15 protein-coding genes and 1 pseudogene are annotated in these 22481 nt (G+C 73.2%); 6 read left to right on the top strand and 10 right to left on the bottom strand.

Annotation, left to right across the window (positions count from 1 at the left end):
* Positions 1-108: 108 nt before the first annotated feature.
* From HNQ58_RS11255 to HNQ58_RS11245, 3 genes are all read right to left on the bottom strand, one after another.
* A complete protein-coding gene (locus HNQ58_RS11255) occupies positions 109-918 on the bottom strand; it encodes a DUF3014 domain-containing protein (protein WP_221301276.1) in 810 nt (269 codons plus the stop codon).
* Positions 919-1096: 178 nt separating this feature from the next.
* Positions 1097-1834, bottom strand: a complete 738-nt coding sequence (locus HNQ58_RS11250) for a zf-HC2 domain-containing protein (RefSeq protein ID WP_183949022.1) — start codon at positions 1832-1834, stop codon at positions 1097-1099.
* Positions 1831-2307 carry an RNA polymerase sigma factor gene (locus tag HNQ58_RS11245; protein ID WP_246417317.1) on the bottom strand — a complete coding sequence of 159 codons (477 nt, stop codon included), beginning with the start codon at positions 2305-2307 and terminating at the stop codon, positions 1831-1833. Before HNQ58_RS11245 ends, HNQ58_RS11250 begins: the two co-directional genes overlap by 4 nt.
* Positions 2308-2523: 216 nt before the next feature.
* Between HNQ58_RS11245 and HNQ58_RS11240 the strand changes: the two genes are divergently transcribed.
* The 4 genes from HNQ58_RS11240 to HNQ58_RS11225 all read left to right on the top strand — a co-directional run bounded on the left by HNQ58_RS11240 (position 2524) and on the right by HNQ58_RS11225 (position 6896).
* Positions 2524-3888, top strand: a complete 1365-nt coding sequence (locus HNQ58_RS11240; RefSeq protein ID WP_246417316.1) for a S8 family serine peptidase — start codon at positions 2524-2526, stop codon at positions 3886-3888.
* Positions 3889-3982: 94 nt separating this feature from the next.
* Positions 3983-4696: a hypothetical protein gene (locus HNQ58_RS11235; RefSeq protein WP_183949020.1), complete on the top strand. Its 714-nt coding sequence runs from the start codon at positions 3983-3985 to the stop codon at positions 4694-4696.
* 80 nt (positions 4697-4776) lie between these two features.
* Complete coding sequence (locus HNQ58_RS11230; protein ID WP_183949019.1) at positions 4777-5583, top strand: transporter; 807 nt, start codon at positions 4777-4779, stop codon at positions 5581-5583.
* A gap of 218 nt (positions 5584-5801) precedes the next feature.
* Positions 5802-6896, top strand: a complete 1095-nt coding sequence (locus tag HNQ58_RS11225; protein ID WP_183949018.1) for a hypothetical protein — start codon at positions 5802-5804, stop codon at positions 6894-6896.
* A gap of 108 nt (positions 6897-7004) precedes the next feature.
* Here the strand turns inward: HNQ58_RS11225 and aceE are convergent, their stop codons facing one another.
* The 5 genes from aceE to rhlB all read right to left on the bottom strand — a co-directional run bounded on the left by aceE (position 7005) and on the right by rhlB (position 16195).
* Positions 7005-9710 (bottom strand): pyruvate dehydrogenase (acetyl-transferring), homodimeric type, encoded by a 2706-nt coding sequence (gene aceE, locus HNQ58_RS11220; RefSeq protein ID WP_183949017.1) that lies wholly within the window; start codon positions 9708-9710, stop codon positions 7005-7007.
* A 303-nt stretch (positions 9711-10013) separates the two neighbouring features.
* Positions 10014-11483: a type II secretion system ATPase GspE gene (gspE, locus tag HNQ58_RS11215; RefSeq protein WP_221301278.1), complete on the bottom strand. Its 1470-nt coding sequence runs from the start codon at positions 11481-11483 to the stop codon at positions 10014-10016.
* A gap of 4 nt (positions 11484-11487) precedes the next feature.
* Complete coding sequence (gene gspD / locus HNQ58_RS11210; protein ID WP_183949015.1) at positions 11488-13488, bottom strand: type II secretion system secretin GspD; 2001 nt, start codon at positions 13486-13488, stop codon at positions 11488-11490.
* Positions 13489-13502: 14 nt separating this feature from the next.
* Positions 13503-14354: a type II secretion system protein N gene (locus tag HNQ58_RS11205; RefSeq protein WP_183949014.1), complete on the bottom strand. Its 852-nt coding sequence runs from the start codon at positions 14352-14354 to the stop codon at positions 13503-13505.
* A 62-nt stretch (positions 14355-14416) separates the two neighbouring features.
* Positions 14417-16195, bottom strand: coding sequence for an ATP-dependent RNA helicase RhlB (gene rhlB, locus HNQ58_RS11200; protein WP_183949013.1), 1779 nt, complete (start codon positions 16193-16195; stop codon positions 14417-14419).
* Positions 16196-16363: 168 nt separating this feature from the next.
* Between rhlB and trxA the strand changes: the two genes are divergently transcribed.
* Both trxA and rho read left to right on the top strand, forming a co-directional pair.
* Positions 16364-16690, top strand: a complete 327-nt coding sequence (gene trxA, locus HNQ58_RS11195; RefSeq protein ID WP_183949012.1) for a thioredoxin TrxA — start codon at positions 16364-16366, stop codon at positions 16688-16690.
* A gap of 430 nt (positions 16691-17120) precedes the next feature.
* Positions 17121-18527: pseudogene (gene rho / locus HNQ58_RS11190) on the top strand (transcription termination factor Rho); the annotation flags it as partial.
* Between the two features lie 84 nt (positions 18528-18611).
* Here the strand turns inward: rho and HNQ58_RS11185 are convergent.
* On the bottom strand, positions 18612-21923 hold the full coding sequence (locus HNQ58_RS11185) for an ankyrin repeat domain-containing protein (protein ID WP_183949010.1): 3312 nt from the start codon (positions 21921-21923) through the stop codon (positions 18612-18614).
* The gene (locus HNQ58_RS11180; protein WP_183949009.1) at positions 21916-22167 is read right to left on the bottom strand and encodes a YcgL domain-containing protein; all 252 of its coding nucleotides are present in this window, start codon (positions 22165-22167) and stop codon (positions 21916-21918) included. Before HNQ58_RS11180 ends, HNQ58_RS11185 begins: the two co-directional genes overlap by 8 nt.
* Positions 22168-22481 lie beyond the last annotated feature (314 nt).

Raw genomic sequence — 22481 nt, 5'->3', positions numbered from 1 at the left:
GTCCAGCAGGCCGGCCAATGCGATCCGCTTCATGAGTCCCCGCCCCCGATCGTTCGAACCAGGATGGGTTCGAACCCGCGCCGAGTCCACGGCAACGCGGTGGGCCGTTCAGCGCGGCAGCGATTCCCCGGTCAGCACCGTCCGCAGCTCGCGCAGCTTGGCCTTGGCGCGGCGCGCATTGTCCGGGCCGATCCGCAGCAGGATCTTGTGGCCGGACGACAGCGACTCCAGCGCCGGGTCGGCGAAGGCCCAGCCGCCCTTCTCCGGCACCAGCGCCAGCGGGGCGTCGATCTCCGGTGCCGCCAGCAGGTGGTCGATCACCTCGACCAGGCGGTCGTTGAAGTGCGCGCCCGGATAGCCCAGCTCGCGGTAGGCCTGCTGGAACAGCGGATAGAAGCGCACGTACAGGGCCACCGCGCGCTCGCTGTCCACGGCCTCGGCGACGCTGAGGTGGCGCGCGTAACGCTCGGCATTGGCCGGGTCGAGCACGACCCGGCCGTCGGCCTCCTCGCGCACCCGCAGCGTACCGGGCGCCGGTTTCACCGGCCGCAGCGGCAGCGCCAGTTTCTGCCGCGGCAGGTTGTCGACGGTGGCGACGAAGCGCTGCACCAGGTACTGCGGGATCCACAGCGGATCGCCGTCGTCGGCCAGCGCCTGCAGGGCCTCGATCACCGCGGCGTCGCTCTCCGTCAGCGGCGGCAGTGTCTCGGGCGATTCCGGTTCGGCATCCACCTGCGCCTGCCCGATCGGATGGCGCTCGCCGGTCTCCGCCTCGACCACGGGATCGGCCGGCGGTGCCGGCGGCAGGACCACCGGCGCCTCACCCTGGCGCGCGAACCACACCCCGACCGTGATCGCCGCCGCCACCGCCGCGACGCCGACCGCTCGCTGCCAGACCGGACGCTGCTTCCTGACCATGAGCCTCGCTCGCACCGAAGACGTGGGGGGAGGGGTGTGACTCGCCGCGGGCGGATTCGTTCCATCCACGGCGACCCGGGACGACCCGCAACGACGATAGCGCAGGCCGGCGGCGGGCGGCGCGACGGCCGCGGTCGCCGGATGTGCGGCGTTCAGGCCGCTGCGAGGCAGGCCCGCTTCAGCGCCAGCCGGCCGCGCGCGCCGCCCGCTCGGCGGCGGCGTCGAGCGGCTCGCCGGCGATGCGTGCGTCGATCTCGCCCAGCACCGCCGGCGGCAGCGGGGCCGAGGCCAGACGCAACTCGCCGCCGGCGGCCGGCTCGGCTTCGCTCAGCACCGGCACCCGCCAGCCATCCTCCTGGCGGCAGGCCAGGCCGGCCAGCGGCTGCGGCCGCTGCAGCACGAAGCTGCGACAGTAGCCGCCGTCGCCGGTGCGGAAGCTCAGACCCAAGGCGATGCGATCGGTGCTGTCGCCACTGAGCCGGGTATCCAGCGCCTGCGCCAGCTCGCCGCGGGCGAGCAGGCGGCCGTCCGGCGCGGTGGCCAGCAGGTCGTCATCGTGCAGCGGCAGCCACTGCGCCAGCACCAGGCCGAGCACCAGCGCGGCGGCCAGCGCCGCCCATTCCGGCAGCGACCAGCGCCGCGGGCGATCGCGGCGCGCGGCAACGGCGTGCAGATCGACCACCTGCGCTGCGCACGATGTCGTTGCACCACGCGCCGCGGCCAGCAGCCGCTCGGGCACCGGCTGATCGAGCACCGGATCGAAGGCCGCGCGCAAGCGTTCGCGCAGCCGGCGCTGGCGCGCGACGGCGGCGGCGAGCGCGGGATCGGCGGCGATCGCCGCCTCCACCTGGGCTGCCTGCGCGGCGTCGAGCTCGCCGTCGACGTAGGCCATCAGTCGTTCGTCGGAAATCCTCATCCGTCCCCCTCGCCGAGCATGCGCTGCAGCGCCTCGCGACCGCGCGCCAGCCGGCTGGTCAGGGTGCCGATCGGGATGCCGAGTGCATCGGCCGCCTCCCGATACGACAGTCCCTCGATCAGCACCAGCGCCACCGCCATGCGCTGCTCCTCCGGCAGCGCCGCCAGTGCGGCCTCCACCGACATCGCCACCATCCGGGCCTCGACCGGCGCGGTGCCGACCTGGCCGCCCTCGTCCTCCGGAGCGAACAGCTGCCGGCTGCGCGTACGCGCCCGCAGCTCGTCCACCCAGGCGTTCTTCATGATCCCGAACACCCACGGCGCCAACTCGCGGTCCGCCCGCCATTGCGACGCCCGCGCCAGCGCCCGCTCGACCGCGACCTGGACCAGGTCGTCGGCGTCGTGCGGATCGCCTGCGATCGAGCGCGCGAAGCGGCGCATGCGCGGCAGCAGCTCGCACAGCTGTTCATGCATGTGACTGGCGGAGTCCGGAACCGTCATCGCTGTCTACGTTCCTGCGGGGCACTTTCTTCCCTGAACCGGAACCGTCTTTTCGTGACCCGACCGGCTCGGCGCACGGGGCCCGGATGCTAGCATCGGCCGGCATGCCCCGATGCGGGGGAAATCCCCCATTGGCGTGCCCCGACCCGGCGTCGACACTGTCCGCAGCGCGAGGTCCCGGAAACGATGATGCGCCTGCACCGATGGCCGACGATTGCGCTCATGCTGGGCGTCGCGCTCGCGACGTCGGGCGCGTCGGCGCAACCGCCGGCAGCCGCGCCCCGGCCAGCACTGGCCGCCGATCCGCTGCGCCCGGCGATGGCCGGCGCGCGGCTGCCGGTCGATGCCGCGCAGCCGGCGTCCGACGTCGCCCGCACGCTCCCCGCGCAGGCACTGCGCCCGTTGCCCGCGCAGGCCCGCGTCGCCGTGCGGAGCGTGCCGGGTCTGGTGCAGCAGGTGGATCTGCGCAGTTATGTGCGCATGCATCGCGACGTGCTCGACCTCGACCGTCACGGCGCGCCGATCGTGCGCAGCGAGATCCTCGCCATCGACCCTTCGCCGGCCGCGCTGGAACGCGCCCGTGCCGCCGGTTTCGCCGTCACCGGCACGCGCGAGCTGGGCGCGCTCGGCCTGCGGGTCGCCGTGCTCCACGCCCGCCCCGGGCAGGGCACGCGCGCCGCGCTGCGGCAGCTGCAGCGGCTCGACCGCGACGGCGAGTACGTCTTCAACCACCTGTATTTCGGCTCGTCCGCGCCGGTGGCCATCCCCGCAACGAGTGCGCCGAGCGCGCCCGGCGCCGCCGGCACGCCGCTGCGCATCGGCCTGGTCGACAGCGGCGTGGACCGCACGCACCCGGCGCTGGCCGGGGTGCGCATCGAGCCCTGGGGCTGCGACGGGGACTCCCGGCCGGACCGCCACGGCACCGCGGTGGCCTCGTTGCTGGCCGGCGGCGACCGCGACGCCACGCCGACCGTGCTGTACGCCGCCGACATCTACTGCGGCCGGCCGACCGGCGGCGCGGTCAGCGCGCTGGTCGAAGCGATGGCCTGGCTGGCGGATGAGCGGGTGGCGGTGATCAACCTCAGCCTGGTCGGCCCGGACAACGCGCTGCTGGCGCGCGCCACCCGTGCGCTGGCCGGGCGCGGCCACGTGCTGGTGGCCGCGGTCGGCAACGACGGTCCGACCGCGCCGCCGCTGTTCCCGGCCGCCTATCCGGAGGTCATCGGCGTGACCGCCGTCGATGCCCGCCAGCGCGCACTGCCCGAGGCGGTGCGCGGCCCGCAGGTGGACTTCGCCGCACCCGGCGCGGCGCTGCGCGCGGCCCGCCCGGGCGGCGACTGGGCGACGGTGCGCGGCACCTCGTTCGCCGCGCCGCTGGTCGCACGCGCCGCTGCGCGCCACGCCGCCGCCCCGGGCGAGGGGCTGGTCGAACATGTGCGCACGCAGCTGGCGGCGCAGGCGATCGACCTCGGCGAGCGTGGCCGCGATCCCGTGTTCGGCCACGGCCTGATCGGCGCCGAGGCCGCGCTCGCGTTGACCGAGGCCGGCCGCTGAACGAATCCGGGGCGCGCGGGAAGAAAACCCCGCCCCGGTTCGTAGTCCCTGATGCGAGCCGCGGATCGCCCGCGGCCTTCATGGAGGCACGATCATGAATCCGAAGCAATTTCTGGCTGCCGCCACGTTCGGCGCCCTGTGCGCCCTCTTCGCCGCGACCGCGCCGGCGCAGGCCCAGGAGGTCGAGGGCGACAGCGAGGCCGCCGCCCATGCCGCGGTGCCGACCCAGCGCATCGCCGAACGCCATGCGCACCTGCTGGACGACGACATCGAGGCGGCCACCGCGCTGGTCGAGCGGCTGCGCAGCGGCGGCGAATCCGGCGAGGCGATGGGCTATGGCGAGATCGACATCACGCTCGGTCTGGCCGGCGCCATGATCGAATCCGGCAGCGCCGCCGATCTCGATGCGGCACTGGACAGCCTGCTGCAGATGCGCGCCGACGGCATGGGCTGGGGCGAGATCGCCCAGGAACTGGGCTTCAACCTCGGCCAGATCGTCAGCGCGGCCAACCGGGGCAGCACCGGCGCGCAAGGCCAGGCCGGCCTGGACATCGCTGCCGAGGCGCGCGGCACTGCCGGCGGTGGCGCCGGCGCCACGACCGCTGCCGACGCGCGGGTGCGCGGCGAGCTGGGCCGCGGCGTGGCCGCGGAAGCGCGCGGCAACGCCCGTATCGAGGCCGGCACCCGTCCGGTCACGCCGGCACGCCCGGAGAATGTCGGTCGCCCGGTCCTGCCCGAGCGCCCGCTGATGCCGGAGCGGCCGACCCGGCCGGAACGTCCCGACCGTCCCCAGCGCGGCGGCCGCTGACCGCCACGCCGTCCCCGACAGCAGGCGGGCACCCGGGGGTGCCCGCCTTTGCGTCATCCCGACACCGAAAAGGAGATCCGATGATCCGTCCCAGCCTGATCTGCGCGGCCCTGCTCGCGGCCGGCCTCACCCATGCCGCCGACGGCCTGAGCGTCGGCGCCGGTCTCAACTACAGCACCGGCGACTACGGCAGCGACACCACCACCGAGATCTTCTCGGTGCCGATCACCGCGCGCCTGGACAGCGGCAACTGGAGCTTCCGCGCCAGCCTGCCCTGGCTGCGCGTCAGCGGTGATCCGAACGTGCTGCCCGGGGTCGGCCTGGTCCCGAACCTCAATCCGGTCGGCCGCGGCCGTCTCCCGGTGATCGGCGGGCCGCCGCCGGCCGGCCAGGACACGCCGGAGCGCGGCACCGCCTCCGGCATCGGCGACCTGACGCTGGCCGCGACCTGGTCGATGCCGACCGGCACCGCGCTGGGCGTGGACTTTTCCGTCAACGCCAAGATCGCCACCGCCGACGAAGACAAGGGCCTGGGCACCGGCGCCAACGACTACGGCGTGGCGGTGGACCTGTACCGCGACTTCGACGGCACCCTGCTGTTCGGCGGCCTCGGCTACACCCGTCTCGGCTCCTCGCGCTTCATCGACGTCGACGACGTGCTCGGCGGCAACCTCGGCATCGGCCGGCGCATCGGCAGCGGCCAGCTCGGCCTGATGTACGACTACCGCGAAGCCGCCAGCAGCGGCTTCGACGCGCGCCGGGACCTGATGGCGTTCTTCAACGCGCCGGCCGGCGCCGCCGGCAAGCTGCAGGTGTACCTGAGCAAGGGCCTGTCCGACGGCAGCCCGGACTGGGGCGCCGGACTGAGCCTCACCCGCAGTTTCTGATCCCGCCCCGCCCGGCGGGCACCCGTCCGCCGGGCCTCTCCTCGCGCCACCCGCCGGCCGAACGCTCCGCGGGCGCGCCGGCTGCACCGCGCACACGCCGCGGCCACGCCGCTGAATCGCTCCCGAACCGCCGCCCGCGGCCATGGAAGAAGCCACCGCAGCGCCTCGTAGTTCCCAGTGAGAGCCGCAGGTGGGCTGCGGCAGACAAGGAGATCCCCATGAGCAAGCAACCCCTGCTGACCACTGCCATCTTCGCCGCCCTGTTCGCCTTCGGGCCGCAGGCCCAGGCGCAGTTGCTCCAGGGTGGCGGCGCGGTCGGTGCCGGCGGCCGTCTGGTCGGCGGCGTGACCGGGGCGCCCGCTGCACTGACCGGCGACGTCGCCGGCCGTGTCGGCGGTACACTGGACGGACGCGCCGGCACGCTTCCACGCGTCGATCCGGCGGATCCGCGCGCCAGCCGTCGCGTCCACGGCACCGCCCGTGGCGCGCTCGACGCCGCTGGCGAGCTGCGCGGCGTCGCCGGGACGGCCGCAGCCGGTGCGTCGGAGGCGGCCATCGGCGGCGAGGTCGCCGGCCGGGCGATCGCCGGCGCCGCCGGACAGGTCGATGCCGAGCGCGCTGCGCTGGCGCTGGAGCATGCGGCCGAGACCGTCGCCGCGGCGACCGGTCGCGCCGAGGCCGGCCACGCGGCCGCGGACCTGAGCGCTGCCGCCGCCGCGCAGGCGGAAAGCGCCGTACAGGCAGGCAGCGAGGTCGAGCGCCGTGGCCGCGGCCCGATCTCGCGCCTGTTCCGGCGCGGCGGCGAGGCCGCCACGCAGGCCGGCGCACAGGCGGAAACGCTGACCGGGCACGGCCAGGCGGCGCTCGCCACGGCCGCCCGCGGTGCGGTCGAGGGTTCGGCCGCCACCGGCACCACCGCGACGACCGCGGCACGCGGCGCCAGCGGACTGGCTGGTGAACTCGCCGGCACGGTGTCCGGCCGCACCGCGGGTGAGGGGCAGGGCGACCTGGGCGGCCGCCGCGACGGACTGGCACTCGACGGCGCCAGCGCGTTGAGCGGCCAGGCGCTGGGCGAGCTGCGCATGACGGGCGGCGAACGCCGCGACGGCGGCGAGGACGCCGCCCCGGAATCGGGCGAGGCCAGGCCGGCCCCGTCCCGTCGCGGCGGGCTGAGCGCCCACGCCGAGGCGGACGCCAGCGCCCGCGGCGAGGCCGACCTGCGCGCCTCGCGCGACGGCCGCGCCGCGGCCCGCGCCGAGGTCGATGCGTCCGCGCGCACCGAGGCTTCGCTGCGCGGTCGTCGCGGCGACTGAGCCGAGCGGCAGCCGTCGCGGCGGTGCCGGGATGACCGCCGCGGCGGCATCACGCGAAGGGGCGGCCCATGGGTCGCCCCTTCGCGCATCCGCTCCCTCGACGCTGCCTCACACCGTCAGCGGGTTGGGCTTGTCCGCATCGATGCCGTACAGCCGGATCGCGCGGGCGGCGTCGCGGGCGCTGAACTTGCCTTCCTTCGCCAGGGCCTCGATGGCGGCCTGGGCGATGTAGTACCGGTCCACCTCGAAGAAGCGCCGCAGGTTGGCACGGGTGTCGGAACGGCCGAAGCCGTCGGTGCCGAGCACGGTGTAGCGCATCGGCACGAAGGCGCGGATCTGGTCGGCGAAGGCGCGCACGTAGTCGGTGGCGGCGATGGCCGGGCCCTCGCGACCTTCCAGGCACTGGGTCACATAGGCCTTGCGCGGGGTCTTGGCCTCGGGGTGCAGCCGGTTCCAGCGCTCGGCGTCGAAGCCGTCGCGGCGCAGCTCGGTGAAGCTGGGGCAGGACCAGATGTCGGCGGCCACGCCGAAGTCCTTCTCCAGCAGCTCGGCGGCGGCGATGGCCTCGCGCAGGATGGTGCCCGAGCCGAGCAACTGCACACACGGCTGCCTGCTCTTGCTCCTCCCCGAGCCCCGGGTCCCGACCCCCGAGTCCCGCAACAGGTACATGCCCTTGATGATTCCCTCTTCCGCGCCCTCCGGCATGTCCGGGTGCGCGTAGTTCTCATTCATCAGGGTGAGGTACCAGTACTCGTCGATCTGCTCGCCGAGCATGCGCTGCATGCCGCGCTGCAGGATCACCGCCACCTCGTAGGCGAAGGTCGGGTCGTAGGCGCGGCAGTTGGGGATGGCTCCGGCCAGCAGGTGGCTGTGGCCGTCCTCGTGCTGCAGGCCTTCGCCGTTGAGGGTGGTGCGGCCGGCAGTGGCGCCGAGCAGAAAACCGCGCGCGCGCATGTCGGCGGCCTGCCAGGCCGAATCGCCGATGCGCTGGAAGCCGAACATCGAGTAGTAAATGTAGAACGGCAGCATCGGCAGGTTGTTGGTGCTGTAGCTGGTGGCAGCGGCCATCCAGCTGGCGAAGGCGCCGGCCTCGGTGATGCCCTCCTCCAACACCTGGCCGGCCTGATCCTCGCGGTAGTACATGAGCTGGTCGCGGTCGACCGGTTTGTACTTCTGGCCGAACGGGGAGTAGATGCCGATCTGGCGGAACAGCCCTTCCATGCCGAAAGTGCGCGCCTCGTCGGCGACGATCGGCACACAGCGCGGGCCGACCTGCTTGTCGCGCAGGATGATGTTCAGCGCCTGCACGAAGGCCATGGTGGTGCTGATCTCGCGCTCGCCGCTGGACTTGAGCAGGCGCTCGAACTTGTCGAGCGAGGGCACTTGCAGCGATTCGTCGGCCTTGCGCCGGCGCTGCGGCAGGTAGCCGCCCAGCGCGGCGCGGCGCGCCTTGAGGTATTTGACCTCCTCGGAGTCCTCGCCCGGATGGTAGAACGGCACCTCGCCGAGCCGCTCATCCGGGATCGGGATGTTGAAGCGGTCGCGGAAGGCGCGCACGGCCTCGTCGTCCAGCTTCTTGGTCTGGTGGGTCGGGTTGAGCGACTCGCCAGCCTTGCCCATGCCGTAGCCCTTGACCGTCTTGGCCAGGATCACGGTCGGCATGCCGGTGGTACGGACGGCTGCGTGATAGGCGGCGTAGACCTTGTGCGGATCGTGGCCGCCGCGGTTGAGGCGCCAGATGTCCTCGTCGGACAGGTTGGCCACCATGGCGGCGGTCTCCGGATACTTTCCGAAGAAGTGCTCGCGCGTGTAGGCGCCGCCAAAGGCCTTGCAGTTCTGGTACTCGCCGTCGACGGTCTCCATCATCAGCTTGCGCAGCACGCCCTTGTGATCGCGCGCCAGCAGCGGATCCCAGTAGCTGCCCCAGATCAGCTTGATCACGTTCCAGCCGGCGCCGCGGAACACGCCTTCCAGCTCCTGGATGATCTTGCCGTTGCCGCGCACCGGGCCGTCCAGGCGCTGCAGGTTGCAGTTGACGACGAAGATCAGGTTGTCCAGCCCCTCGCGGCCGGCCAGCGAGATCGCGCCCAGGCTCTCGGGCTCGTCGGTTTCGCCGTCACCGAGGAAGCACCACACCTTGCGGTCGGTCCTGGGCATCAGGCCGCGCGCCTCCAGGTACTTCCAGAAGCGTGCCTGGTAGATCGCGCCGATCGGTCCCAGCCCCATCGACACGGTCGGGAACTGCCAGAAGTCCGGCATCAGCCACGGGTGCGGGTAGGAGCTGATGCCACGGCCGTCGACTTCCATGCGGAAGTGGTCGAGCTGGTCTTCGGTCAACCGGCCTTCGAGGAAGGCGCGGGCGTAGATGCCGGGGCTGGAGTGGCCCTGGATGCCGATCAGATCGCCCGGATGGTCGGCACTGGGCGCGCGCCAGAAATGGTTGAAGCCGACGTCGTAGAGCGTCGCCGAGGAGGCGAAGCTGGCGATGTGGCCACCCAGCTCGCCGGGCTTGCGGTTGGCCCGCACCACCATCGCCATCGCATTCCAGCGGATGATCGAGCGGATGCGCCACTCCAGTGCGGCGTCACCGGGACTCCTGGCCTCGCGCTCCGGGGGAATGGTGTTGATGTAGTCGGTGGTCAGCGAGAACGGCAGGTTGCCGCCGGCACGGCGGGTTTCCTCGATCGCCCGGTCGAGCAGGAAGTGGGCGCGCTCGGGCCCGTCGTGGGCGATGACCGCGCGCACCGCCTCGACCCATTCGCGGGTCTCGGTCGGATCGCAGTCCTGTTCGAGGGCGTCGTTGAGCCAGTTCATTGCTTGTCTCCGCGGACCGCGGGCGGCCCGTGTCTTGATCGTTGTCGTGGGTGATCCGGCGGCCGCGCGGCCAAGGCGTCGAGTTTAGCGTATGGCCGCGGCCGCCGAGGCGGTACGGGGAGGTACGGCGCGGCGGAGATGACGTGCATCGAGCAGCCACTGTGGCGGCGGCGAGCCGCTTCGGCGAGCAGGCCGGTGTCCAGGGCGCCGGTCCCGGCCTGGTGCCCGCGGGCGCGGGGCAAGGCCTTGCGATCGCCAGCGAGGCCGCCGCTCGCGGCTTGCACCGCTCCTTCAGGTGCGCGCTCAATCCTCGCGGGTGACGCGCAGCACCTCTTCCACCGATGTCGCCCCGGCGCAGACCTTGGCCCAGCCGTCGGCGAGCAGCGAGGGCGTGCGCCGGCGCGCCTGCGCGAGCAGGTCGGCCTCGCTGGCGTTGTCGTGGATCAGGCGGCGCATCGCCTCGTCCACCAGCACCAGTTCGTACAGGCCGCAGCGGCCCCGGTACGGGCGCGCGGCGTCGGGGTGCGGGCGGCGGAAGCGCAGTTCGGGCGACCATGCGCCGCCGAGCGCGGCGCATTCGGCCTGGCTGGGGGCGTACACCTCCGACTGCGCCGGGTCGAGCACACGCACCAGACGCTGCGCCAGCACGCCGATCAGCGAAGAGGCGAGCAGGAACGGTTCCACACCCATGTCGCGCAGGCGGGTCACCGCGCCGACGGCGGAGTTGGTGTGCAGGGTGGAGAGCACCAGATGGCCGGTGAGGCTGGCCTGCACGGCGATCTGCGCGGTCTCCAGGTCGCGGATCTCGCCGACCATCACCACGTCCGGATCCTGGCGCAGGATGGCGCGCAGGCCGCGGGCGAAGGTCATGTCCACCTTCGGGTTGACCTGGGTCTGGCCGATGCCGTCGAGGTGGTACTCGATCGGATCCTCGACGGTGAGGATGTTGCGGCTGCCGTCGTTGAGCCGCTGCAGCGCGGCGTACAGGGTGGTGGTCTTGCCCGAGCCGGTCGGGCCGGTGACCAGCAGGATGCCGTGCGGGCGGTGGATCAGCGCGTCGACCTGATCGCGCAGCGCGGCCGGCATGCCGAGCGCGTCGAGGTCGAGCCGGCCGGCCTGTTTGTCGAGCAGGCGCAGCACCACGCGCTCGCTGCCGCTGCCGCCGCCGACCGGAATGGTGCTCACGCGCACGTCCACCGGGCGGCCGGCGATGCGCAGGGCGATGCGGCCGTCCTGCGGCAGGCGGCGCTCGGCGATGTCCAGCCGCGCCATCACCTTGATGCGCGAGACCACCGCCGGCGCGACGGCCTTCTGCGGGCTGAGCACTTCGCGCAGCACGCCGTCGACACGGAAGCGCACCACCAGCCGGCTCTCGAACGGCTCGATGTGGATGTCGGATGCGCCCTGCCGCACCGCCTCGGTGAGCAGGGCGTTGATCAGGCGGATGATCGGCGCGTCGTCCTCGCTCTCCAGCAGGTCCTGCGGCTCGGGCAGGCTGTCGGCGAGCGCGGCGAGGTCGGCCTCGCCGAGGTCGGCCGCCGCGGCGGCGGTCGCGCCTTCGCCGCCCTCGCCGTAGAGCGCGCGCAGCAGGCGCTCGAAGCCGGCCTCGTCGTGCGGCTCCAGCAGCAATGGCGCGGCGCACAGGCGGCGCAGCTCGGCGAACACCTCGGGGGCGACCCCGGGGCGGTGGGCGATCACCGCGCGGCCGTCGCGCCAGCCGGTCACGGTGGCGCCGTGCCGGCGCGCGAAGCCGTATGGCGGGCGCGGCGGCAGGGGGTCACTCACGCGGCGGCTCCACCGGCGGCGGCTGGCGGAACAGGTCCTGCGGCAGCTCCGGCAGCAGCGGCTGCTCGCCGCCGCGCACGCGGCCTTCGAAGCGCTGCCGCATCTGCAGCTGCTCGGCGCGCAGGAAATTGTATTTCTCGCTCGACACCGCCGCCTCGGCGGCGGCGTCGCGCAGGATCACCGGGCGCAGGAAGATCATCAGATTGCGCTTGCTGCGGCTGCTGGCGCGCGACTTGAACAGGTTGCCGAGGCCGGGGATGCGGCTCAGGCCCGGCACGCCACGCACGCTCTCGCCGACTTCCTCGGAGGTCAGCCCGCCGAGCACCAGGAAGCCGCCGTCCGGCACCAGCACCGAGGTGCGGATCTCGCGCTTGTTGGTGATCAGGTCGACCGCGCCGGCCGCGCGCGGCGCCAGCGTGGACACCTCCTGCGAGATGTCCAGCCGCACCGCGTCGCCCTCGTTGACGTGCGGGGTGACGCGCAGGATCAGGCCGACGTCCTTGCGCTCGATGGTCTGGAACGGGTTCTGCGGCAGGCTGCCGCCGGTGCCGGTGTTGGTGTACTGGCCGGTGACGAAGGGCACCTCCTGGGCGACCTTGAACTCGGCCTCCTGGTGGTCGAGCGTGATCACGCTGGGCCGAGACAGGATGTTGGAGCGACCGTCGCCGCGCAGCGCCTTGACCAGCGCGCCGATCTGGAAGACGGTCACCTCCTCGCCGTTCTCGCCGATCGGCAACGTGATGCGGCCGCCGAGGTACCCCAGCCGCAGACCCTCGCCGCCGACCGCGTTGAGCGGATTGGTCAGGCCGCTGACGATGCCGCCGCCTCCGCTGCCGTCGGGAAAGTTGGTGCCGCCGATCACGCCCTTGTCGTCGCCGGTGTCCAGACTGGTGCTCTGCCACTGCACACCCAGCTCGTCGGCGATGTCGTCGCTGACCTCGGCGATCACCGCCTCGACCAGCACCTGCGCGCGACGCACGTCGAGCGCGCGCACCACCGCGGCCAGCTCGCGGTAGACCGCCGGCGCGGCGGTGACCACCAGCGCGTTGGTTTCCTCGTGCGCCTGGATGGTGGCCGGCCGGGCGCCGTCGCCGCCGACGGGGGTGCCGGTGAGCGTGGCGGCCACGCCTTCGAGCACCGGCACCAGGTCGGCCGCGCGGGCATTGCGCAGGTAGATCACCTGGGTGCTGTCGCCTTCGCTCAAGGGCGTGTCCAGATGGGCGATCAGCGTGCGCAGCCGCAGCCGCGCCGCGCGGTCGCCGGACAGCAGCACCGAGTTGCTGCGCGCGTCGGCCACCAGCCGGCCGCCGCCGCCGGGCAGGCCCGGCACCGCCTGCGGTTCGAGCTGCGCCAGCGTGCGCGCGATCTCGGCGGCGTTGGCGTGGCGCAGCGGGATGACCTCGACTTCGGTGTCGGCGGCAGTGTCGATGCGCTGGACGATGCGCGCCAACCGCTCGACGTTGCCGGCGCGGTCGGTGATCACCAGCGTGCTGCCCTGCGCGACCAGCTGCGCGCTCGGCGGCATCAGCGGGCGCAACAGCGCGGCCAGCTCCTGCGCCGGCACCTGGCGCACCTCGACCACCCGCGTCACCAGCGCGTCGTGACTGGCGGCCGCGCTCAGCGGCACGCCACCGTCGGTGGCGGCCACGCCCTCGGGCACCACCTTCCACATGCCGCCGGCGGGGACCACCGCGTAGCCGTGCACCTTCAGCACCGACTCGAAGGTGCGCCAGATCGCGTCGGCGTCCATCGGCGTGGCGGAGATCACCGTCACCTTGCCCTCGACGCGCGGATCGACGATGAAGCTGCGGCCGGTGATCTCGCTCACCGTCTGGATCAGCACGCCGATGTCGGCGGCGCTGAGGTTGAGCGTGTGCCGGCTGTCGCCGGTGGCGGGCGCGGCGCCCGGCACGATCGGCGCGACGGTCTGCGCGTGGGCGGGCAGGGCCAGCGCGAGGGAAACGGCGAGCAGCAGCGCGGAGAGTCTTGGCATCGTTTTCATTCTCGTTACAGGCCGAGCGTGACCTGGCGTTCGGAGCCGCCGCGGCGGACGGTGAGGACGACCGGGCCGCCGGCGCGCAGCACGTTCTGCAGCGCGTCGCGGCGTTCGGGGTCGTCGAGCGGGATGCCGTTGACGGCGGTGACGATGTCCTCGCCGTCGAGGCCGAAGCGCGCCAGCAGCGCCGGGTCGCGCACGCCCAGGCGCACGCCGACCAAGCGGCCGTTCTCGACCACCGGCAGCACGTTGGCACCCTCGGCCAGCGCGGCCAGCTCCGGCGCGCGCGCGGCGCGGTCGGTGGCCAGGTCGGGCGCGCCGAAGCTCAGCGGGCCGGTGAGGTAGCCGCCGCCGGGATCGACCGGCGCGGCCGGCGTCGGATCGCGCGGCGGCGGCGTCGCCGTGCCCTCGCGCGGCAGGGAGAGCATCTCGCGGCGACCCTCGCGACGCAGGATGACGTGCTCGGCATGCACCTCGTCGAGGATCGCGCCATCGGGCAGGCGCTCGCCGACGCGATAGGCGCGCTCGCGGCCCGCGGCTTCGGCGATGAAGGCCAGCCCGTTGGCCGGATCGGGTGAAGCGAAGGTGCCGCGCAGCAGCAGCCGCGACTGGCTGGCCGGCGCCGCCACCGGCGCCACCCCGCCCTGCCCGAACAGATGGAAGCCGGCCAACGGCGCGCGCTCGGCCGCCGGCGCCATGCCCGGCGCGGCGGACGGCGCGACCGGAATCTGCGGCCCGGCCACCAGCAACCACAGCAGCCGCGCCGCCAGTACCGCGCACAGCGCACCCAAGGCCAGCGTCGCCGCGCGCGCGGGCACGGGCGAGACGAAGAGCGAATGGAGGCGGTCGGCGAGCGCGGTCATGCGCGGCAACGGGTTCCCCTGGGCCGCGTCAATTTAGCAGAGCCGGGAGCCGGCACCCGGCCTCAGTGCTGCCGCGGCGGCCGCTTGATCAGCGCGGCCAGGCCCCGCCTGATGCGGGCCAGCAGCGAGGGCTTGCCGCCTTCGCCGCCTTCGCCGCCTTCCGGCGCCGGCTTGGGCTTGTGCTTGGGCTTGTCCTTGTTGGGACGGAACTCGCCCTTGCCGCGCCCCTCGTCCTTGCCGCTGCGCGGACGGCCGGCGGTCGCCGTGGCCGGCGCGGCGGCATCGCCGCCCTGGCCACGCCCGCGGCCGCCACGGCGGCGGCGGCGCTTGCGCGGCGCGCCTTCGCCACCGCCCACCGCGCCCGCCTCGGCTGGCGCCGGCGCATCGAGGCCGGGAATCGCCTGCTGTGCCGGTGCCTCGGGCTCGGCTTTCGGTTCGGCTTTCGGCTCGGCCGGTCGGCGCTCGCGGCGCGGGCCTTCGCGGCGGCCGCCGGCACGTTCGCCACGTTCGCTGCGTCCGCGACCACGACCGCGACCACCGCCACCGCGGCGCTCCTCGTCCGCCGCGGCCTGCTCGCGCGCCTCGCGGAAGATCTGGCCGACGCTCTCGGCCTCCTCGCTGTCCTCGCCCTCACCCTCCACCACCGGGCGCGGGGCGCGCGGCAGTGCGGTCAGCAGGTCCGGCGTCACCGGCTCGACCGGGATCTTCTGCCCGATGTAGGCCTCGATGTCCGGCAGGCTCATCGCGTAGCGCTCGCAGGCGAAGCTGATCGCGTCGCCCTCGGCGCCCAGGCGGGCGGTACGGCCGATGCGGTGGACGTAGTCCTCGGCGTCGAACGGCAGGTCGTAATTGAAGACGTGGCTGACGCCGTCGATGTGCAGGCCGCGCGCGGCCACGTCGGTGGCGACCAGTATCTCCAGCTGGCCGGCCTGGAACTTCCGGAGCAGCGACTCGCGCTTCTTCTGCGGCACGTCGCCGGAGAGCACGCCGACGCGGTAGCCGGCCTTCTCCAGCGCGCGGGCGACGCGCTCGACGAAGGCCTTGGTGTTGACGAACACCATCGTGCGCGCGCCTTCCGAGCGCGACAGCAGGCCCAGCAGCAGCGGCAGCTTTTCCTCGTCGGCCGGGAAGTACATGCGCTGACGCACGCGCGCGGCGGTGACCGTCTCGGCCTCCACCACCAGCTTCTCCGGCTCGTTCATGTGCTCGTAGGCCAGCTCCAGCACGCGGTGGCTGAGCGTGGCCGAGAACAGCAGGGTCTGGCGCTCGGTGCGCACCGGCATCCGCCGCAGCAGGAAGCGGATGTCCTTGATGAAGCCGAGGTCGAACATGCGGTCGGCCTCGTCCAGCACGCACACCTCGCAGGCGTGCAGCGAGACGACCTTGTGCTGCTTGACGTAGTCGATCAGCCGGCCCGGGGTGGCGATGATGACGTCCACGCCCGCCTGCAGCAGCGCGCGCTGCTTGTCGTAGTCGACACCGCCGTACACCAGCGCGAAGCGCAGGCCGAGGTCGGCGGCGAACTTGACCGCGTCCTTGTGGATCTGGATGGCCAGCTCGCGGGTGGGCGCGAGGATCAGCGCGCGCGGATCCTCCGGCTTGCGCTCGGCCAGCGCCGGACGGGTCAGCAGGCGGTTCACCACCGCGATCAGGAAGGCCAGGGTCTTGCCGGTGCCGGTCTGGGCCTGGCCGGCGACGTCGCGCCCCGACAGGGCCACCGGGAGAGTCAGTGCCTGGATCGGCGTGCAACGGGAAAAGCCGGCGCGTTCCAGGCCCGCCAGCAGCGCGGGATGAAGGTCGAAATTGGAGAATGCGATATCGGTGAGCGGCTTGTCGGTCATGTCTGCTTCGGTCGTGGCGCGGTGGCTTCGCGCTTGCGCCCCCGGCGCGTCGACCGCAAACTTCGGCCGGACATCGTGTTCAGGGCGGGCTGATTGATTCGTTCGGTCGTCGCCCCCAGTTTACCGCAGCGAAGGCCTTCTCCGGCCGTACTTCCCAGGAGTTTTCCCGTGAGCGACAAGGTTCTGCACGTCGGCGACGCCGATTTCGAAGCCCAGGTGCTCAAGTCCCCCGAGCCGGTGCTGGTCGATTTCTGGGCCGAGTGGTGCGGCCCCTGCAAGATGATCTCGCCGATCGTCGACGAGCTGGCCGAGCACTATGCCGGCAAGGTCAAGGTGGTCAAGCTCAACGTCGACCAGAACCCGGGCACCATGCGCCAGTACGCCGTGCGCGGCATCCCCACGCTCATGCTGTTCAAGGACGGCAAGGTCCATTCGACCCAGGTCGGCGCGGTGGGCAAGGCCCAGCTCGCCGCCTTCATCGACAAGGCGCTCTGAGGGACCGGGGGAACCGTCATCCCGGCACAGGCCGGAATGACGGCTCGCCACGCCGCCATCCGGCCCCACCCGGGCCTGAACGCCTCGCCGGGCGTCGCTTGCCGGCGCCCCCGGCTCGGTGTTAGCTTCATGACCGCGCAGGCGCCGGACGGCGCCCCATCTCTTCTTCCGCAACACTCCCTTCCTCTTCACGCTCGCACACCGCGAGGTGCACTCCGTGTCCGATCCCTCCCCGTCTGACAGCCAGACCGACAACGGCGAGGCCGCCAAGCGCGCGTCCGCCGGCAACGAAGCCGCGGCCGAGAAGCCGACGCCCGCCACCGACAGCAACCCACCCCAGGCCAACCAGGCCAACCAGACCGGCCAGACCGGCCAAGGCGAAGGCGGCGACGCCGGCAGCAGCGAAGGCGAGCCACGCGAGGGCCGCCGCTCCCGCCGCGACCGTTTCCGCGACCGCCGCAACCGTGACCGCGACCGCAATCGCCAGGGCGGCCAGGGTGGCGGCGATGACGACGGCGACGAGCGTTCCGAGCCGCAGCGGCCGATGCCGGTGCTGCCGCCGGACTTCCCCAGCTATTCGCTGGCCGACCTCAAGCGCATGCCGGCGCACAAGCTGCTGGACATCGCCGAGCAGCTCGGCATCGGCGAGGGCGTGGCCCGCCTGCGCAAGCAGGACGTGATCTTCAACCTGCTCAAGGTGCTCACCCGCCATGCCGATGGCGTGGCCGCCGACGGCGTGCTGGAGATCCTGCCGGACGGCTTCGGCTTCCTGCGCTCGGCCGATGCCAGCTACCTGGCCGGTCCCGACGACGTCTACATCTCGCCCAGCCAGATCCGCCGCTTCAACCTGCGCACCGGCGACGAGCTGGCCGGCCGCATCCGCAGCCCGAAGGACGGCGAGCGCTACTTCGCGCTGCACAAGGTCGACACCATCAACGGCGAGCCGCCGGAGGCGTCGAAGAACAAGGTCCTGTTCGAGAACCTCACCCCGCTGTTCCCGCGCGAGCGCTTCAAGCTCGAGCGCGGCAACGGTTCGACCGAGGACATCACCGGCCGCATCCTCGACCTGATGGCCCCGATCGGCAAGGGCCAGCGCGGCCTGATCGTCTCCCCGCCCAAGGCGGGCAAGACGATGCTGATGCAGAACGTCGCCCAGGCGATCGTCAACAACCACCCCGAGGTGCACCTGATCGTGCTGCTCATCGACGAGCGGCCCGAGGAAGTCACCGAAATGCAGCGCACCGTGCGTGGCGAGGTGATCTCCTCGACCTTCGACGAGCCGGCCGCGCGCCACGTGCAGGTCGCCGAGATGGTGATCGAGCGCGCCAAGCGCCTGGTCGAGCACAAGAAGGACGTGGTGATCCTGCTCGACTCGATCACCCGCCTGGCGCGCGCCTACAACACCGTGGTGCCGAGCTCGGGCAAGGTGCTCACCGGTGGCGTGGACGCCAACGCCCTGCACCGCCCCAAGCGGTTCTTCGGCGCCGCGCGCAAGGCCGAGGAAGGCGGCTCGCTGACCATCCTGGCCACCGCGCTGGTCGAGACCGGCTCGAAGATGGACGAGGTGATCTACGAGGAGTTCAAGGGCACCGGCAACATGGAGGTGCACCTGGACCGCCGCATCGCCGAGAAGCGCGTCTACCCGGCGATCAACATCAACCGCTCCGGTACCCGCCGCGAGGAGCTGCTGATCGAGCCGGACTTCCTGCAGAAGATCTGGATCCTGCGCAAGCTGCTGCATCCGATGGACGAGCTGGCGGCGATCGAGTTCCTGCTCGACAAGATGAAGAACACCAAGACCAACGACGAGTTCTTCAACTTCATGAAGCGCGGCTGATCCGGCCGGCTCCACGAACGACAAACGCCGGCGAAAGCCGGCGTTTTCGTTGCGGCGGCCGCGCGGCGCGGCGGCGGGCCGCCGCTATTCGCGCGGCGGCTCGCGCAGGAAGCGGGCCAGACTGACCTGGCCGCGGGCCGGTTCGAACTCGGCGGCGACATCGACGAAGCCGCGCAGCACGGCGATATCGTGCGGGGTACGGTTGAGGGTGTCGCGCAGGCCAGGATCGGCGCCGGCACGCAGCAGACGCCGCACGACACGGCGCAGACCGTGCAGGCAGGCCAGGTGCAGCGGGCCGAACCCACGCCGCTCCTGCACGTCGAGGGCGACGTTCTCGGCCAGCAGGCGCTCCAGCGCGGCCAGCACGGTGTCCTCGTCGCAGCTGCTGCCCGGCTCGGCGCGTGCGCCCAGCACCAGCAGCAGCGGCGTCAGGCCGCCCTGGGCCGGGGCGTCGGCGCCGGCGCCGGCGCGCAGCAGCAGGTCGAACAGGCGCACGACGCGGTCGCGGTCGCGCGACTGGAAGGCCTGGATCGCCGCGCAGTGCAGCGCACCATGGCCCTGCCCGTCCTGCGCGGCGATGTCCGCGCCGCCGGCGAGCAGGCGCCGGCACATGTCGTCCAGGCCGAGCGCGGCGGCGACCATCAACGGGGTGATGCCGCCGGGCAGGGCCTGGTCGACCGCCGCGCCGGCGACCAGCAGGCGCTCGACGATCTGCGGATGACGCATGCTCACCGCCGCCGACAGCGGCGTGGCGCCAGTGCATGCCGACAGCGCGACGTCGGCGCCGCGTGCCAGCAACAGCTCGACCAGCGCCGCGTGACCGCCGCCGGCGGCACGCAGCAGGGCGCTGCAACCCTGCACGTCGACCGCATCGATCGGCAGCCCGAGTTCGAGCAGGCGCTCGACCGCGTCGCGATCGCCGACCATGGCGGCGGCCGGCAGGTCGGCCGGCTGCAACGGGCGGCCGGGCAGGCGCCATTGCCGCCATTCCAGCCAGTGCGCCAGTTCGCGGCGGCCGCTGGCCAGGGCCAGCCCGAGCGGGGTCTGTCCGTCCGGACTGCGCGCCTCCGGCGAGGCGCCGTGGCGCACCAGCGCCTTCACCAGCGCCGCGTCGCCACGCGCACAGGCCAGGTGCAGCGGCGAGAGGCCGCGGGCATCGCGCTGGTTGGGGTCGGCGCCGGTCGCCAGCAGGGCCAGCGCCAGCCGCGACCAACCCAACCGCAGCGCCAGCGCCAGCGGCGGATCGCCGGCCGGGTTCTTGCCGAAGGGGTCGGCGCCACGGGCAAGCAGATCGAGCGCCAGCGCCTCGTGCTCGCCGGCATGGGATCGGTCACCGGCGCAGGCGGCCAGGAACCGCGCCAGGCCACCGCGCCCGCCGATGCCGACGCCGCGCGCCAGCAGGCGGCGCAACGCCGGCGCGGCGTGGCGGCCACGCGCCAGCAGGCGGAAGGCGACGCCGTCGCCGCCGCCGGGCAGCGGCCGCTCGGGATCGACGCCGTGCCGCAGCAGCCAGTCGAACAGATCCAGGTCGCATTCGTCGGCGAAGACCGGCAGCAGCGCACTCGCCGCCTCGGGCGGCGCCAGCGGCAGCATCCGCGCGGCCTCGTCGAAACGGCGTGCGATCAGCGCGTCGCGCAACAGCGATTCGGGCGACTGCTCGGGCTCGTCCAGCGCGTCCTCGCTCTCGTCGAGCAGGCTGGACGGCAGCGGATGCAGCGGATCGAGCGCGCGCACCAACCGCCAGCGGCCGGCCGCCACCGCCAGATCCAGCGGACGCCGCCCGTCGCGGTCGCGCTGCCCGGGATCGACGCCGAGCCGCAGCAGCAGCGGCACGATCTCCGGATCGGCCTGGCGTGCCTGCATCAGCAATGCCAGCGCGTTGCGGCCGGCGGCATCGACGGCGCCGGGGTCGGGCTGGGTCGGGATCAACACCCGCAGCGCGGCCAGGCTGCCTGCGGCGCTGGCGGCGAGCAGCGGGGTGAATCCCTCGTCGTCGTGGGCGTTGCGGTCGGCGCCGGCGGCGAGCAGGGCGGCGACGATCTCGGCGTTGTCGGCGCGGCAGGCGACCAGCAGCGCGGTCCGGCCGCGCTGGTCACGGGCGTCGACACGCGCCTTGTGCCTGAGCAGCAGATTGACGCCGGCCGGGTCGTCGTCGCCGCCGGCCGCCGCCAGCAGCACCGGCTGGCCGCCGGCCGGCTCGTTGTGCGCGCCACGCTCGATCAGGAACTTCGCCAGCCGCCAGTTGCCGGCGGCGCAGGCCACGCCCAGCGGACTCAGGCCCTCGTGGTTGACCGCATCGAGCGCGGCGCCGGCATCCAGCAGCAGCGCCGCCACGCCCGGATCGGTGCTGCGCGCGGCATGGTGCAGCGGGGTGTTGCCGTCGGCATCGACCACGCGCGGATCGGCGCCGTTGGCGAGCAGGGTCATCACCGCCTCGACCCGGCCGTGCCAGCTGTCGCGGGTGGCGGCCAGCAGCGGAGTCAAACCGGCGTGGGCCAGATTGAGATCGACGCCGGCGGCGATCAGTGCGCGCAGCAGGCGCAGGTCGACGTGCACCGCGGCCAGCATCGCCAGCGTGCGCTGGTCGCGGCCCCCCGGCGGCGGCAGCGCGTGCGGGTCGGCGCCGGCCTCGAGCAGATCCAGCGCCTGCTCGATCCGGCCCAGGCGGGCGGCCAGGTACAGGCGCGACTCCAGCGACAGTCCGGCATCGGCTTCATCCTCGACCACCGCCATCGTCTCGCCACCGTAGGCGCGTGCCGTGGTGACCGGCAGGAGCCCGACCGTCTCCGCGACCTCCGGCGGCTCGCCCAGCCAGGCGGCCAGCAGCGGCATGGTCGCGACCGCGACGATGCCGGCCGGCAGCAGCCAGTCGCGCGCTGCACCCTCGACCAGCCCGGGCCAGGCCAGCAGCAGCACCGGCAGCAGTGCGCCCGCCAGCGCCAGCGCCACCCCGAAACCGCGCCATGCCAGACCGGCGCCGTGCCGCGCCGCGACACGCAGCTCGGCCAGGCTGCCACCCGTGCGCAGGGCCCGGCCGGTGGCCGGCCAGGTGCGCCAGAACGCGAACAGGCCGAGGCCGCACGCGGCGCCGAGCGCGAGGACCCCGCCCAGCGACGGCGCCTGCTGCAAGCGCTGCAGCGGCCAGGCCAGCAACAGTGCGAACGACAGCAGGGCCGCCGTCCACAGCAGCCCCAACACGACCGCGTCGCGCAGCAGCTCCCCCGGTGTGCGCGTGCCCAGCCACCAGCCGGCGGCCAGTCCGAACGGCACCCAGGCCAGCCACAGGCCGGCCAGCGCCGCCGGATGCGCCAGGAACAGGGGCAGGGCCGCCAGCGCCAGGCCGACCGCGGAAGCGATCAAGGCTGCCCCGACGCGGGTGTCGCCGCGGTCAGGCATCGGCGCGTGTGTGCTCGTCCGGCGGGAACTGGATATGGAAGCCGCGATCGGCGAGGTTGGCCCGCACGATGGCCGGGTCCTCCTTCGCCAGCCGCCGCTCTGGCGACAGCGTCACCTCCAGCACATAGCTGAGCGCGCCCAACCGCTCGCGCAACGGCGCGGGCAGCAGGTCGAAATTCTCCCGCTCGCGCAGGTAGACGTAGGTGTCGGCCTTGCGTTGGCTCTTGTAGACGTAGGCGTGCATGGGCTGGGGCAGCGTGGATGACGTCGACAAGGATACCGGCTGGGCGGGGGCGGCGGTGATGGTTCTTCGGCCAAGGCTTGGGCTGGCCGGTCTTCAGGGCACCCCGGACTCACGCCGCTCCTGCCGCGTGTGGGTTGGTTTCTCGCGACCGTGCCGGCGCTGCGCGCCGGGGGTTCAGCCCGCCTGTGGGGTCCTCCTCGCGAACTGGCCGGCCCTTCGGGCCGGGTGTTCCGTCCGCCTGCCGGCGGCCGGGTCACTTTCTCTTGCTTGCCCAAGAGAAAGTGACCAAAGAGAAGGGCACCCCAGGTGCTCGC

It is taken from the genome of Rehaibacterium terrae (assembly GCF_014202935.1).
GTDB lineage: Bacteria > Pseudomonadota > Gammaproteobacteria > Xanthomonadales > Xanthomonadaceae > Rehaibacterium > Rehaibacterium terrae.
Note: the sequence above shows the minus strand (reverse complement) of the source record. Positions and strands in the feature narration are given on the sequence as shown.

Bases quoted from the DNA above. Each gene is read 5' to 3' on its own strand.
- HNQ58_RS11250 (WP_183949022.1), bottom strand. From the start codon at position 1,834: ATGAGGATTTCCGACGAACGACTGATGGCCTACGTCGACGGCGAGCTC.
- HNQ58_RS11180 (WP_183949009.1), bottom strand. From the start codon at position 22,167: ATGCACGCCTACGTCTACAAGAGCCAACGCAAGGCCGACACCTACGTC.
- HNQ58_RS11235 (WP_183949020.1), top strand. From the start codon at position 3,983: ATGAATCCGAAGCAATTTCTGGCTGCCGCCACGTTCGGCGCCCTGTGC.
- rhlB (WP_183949013.1), bottom strand. From the start codon at position 16,195: ATGACCGACAAGCCGCTCACCGATATCGCATTCTCCAATTTCGACCTT.
- HNQ58_RS11230 (WP_183949019.1), top strand. From the start codon at position 4,777: ATGATCCGTCCCAGCCTGATCTGCGCGGCCCTGCTCGCGGCCGGCCTC.
- HNQ58_RS11240 (WP_246417316.1), top strand. From the start codon at position 2,524: ATGCGCCTGCACCGATGGCCGACGATTGCGCTCATGCTGGGCGTCGCG.
- HNQ58_RS11245 (WP_246417317.1), bottom strand. From the start codon at position 2,307: ATGCATGAACAGCTGTGCGAGCTGCTGCCGCGCATGCGCCGCTTCGCG.
- aceE (WP_183949017.1), bottom strand. From the start codon at position 9,710: ATGAACTGGCTCAACGACGCCCTCGAACAGGACTGCGATCCGACCGAG.
- gspD (WP_183949015.1), bottom strand. From the start codon at position 13,488: ATGCCAAGACTCTCCGCGCTGCTGCTCGCCGTTTCCCTCGCGCTGGCC.
- HNQ58_RS11225 (WP_183949018.1), top strand. From the start codon at position 5,802: ATGAGCAAGCAACCCCTGCTGACCACTGCCATCTTCGCCGCCCTGTTC.
- HNQ58_RS11205 (WP_183949014.1), bottom strand. From the start codon at position 14,354: ATGACCGCGCTCGCCGACCGCCTCCATTCGCTCTTCGTCTCGCCCGTG.
- HNQ58_RS11185 (WP_183949010.1), bottom strand. From the start codon at position 21,923: ATGCCTGACCGCGGCGACACCCGCGTCGGGGCAGCCTTGATCGCTTCC.
- HNQ58_RS11255 (WP_221301276.1), bottom strand. From the start codon at position 918: ATGGTCAGGAAGCAGCGTCCGGTCTGGCAGCGAGCGGTCGGCGTCGCG.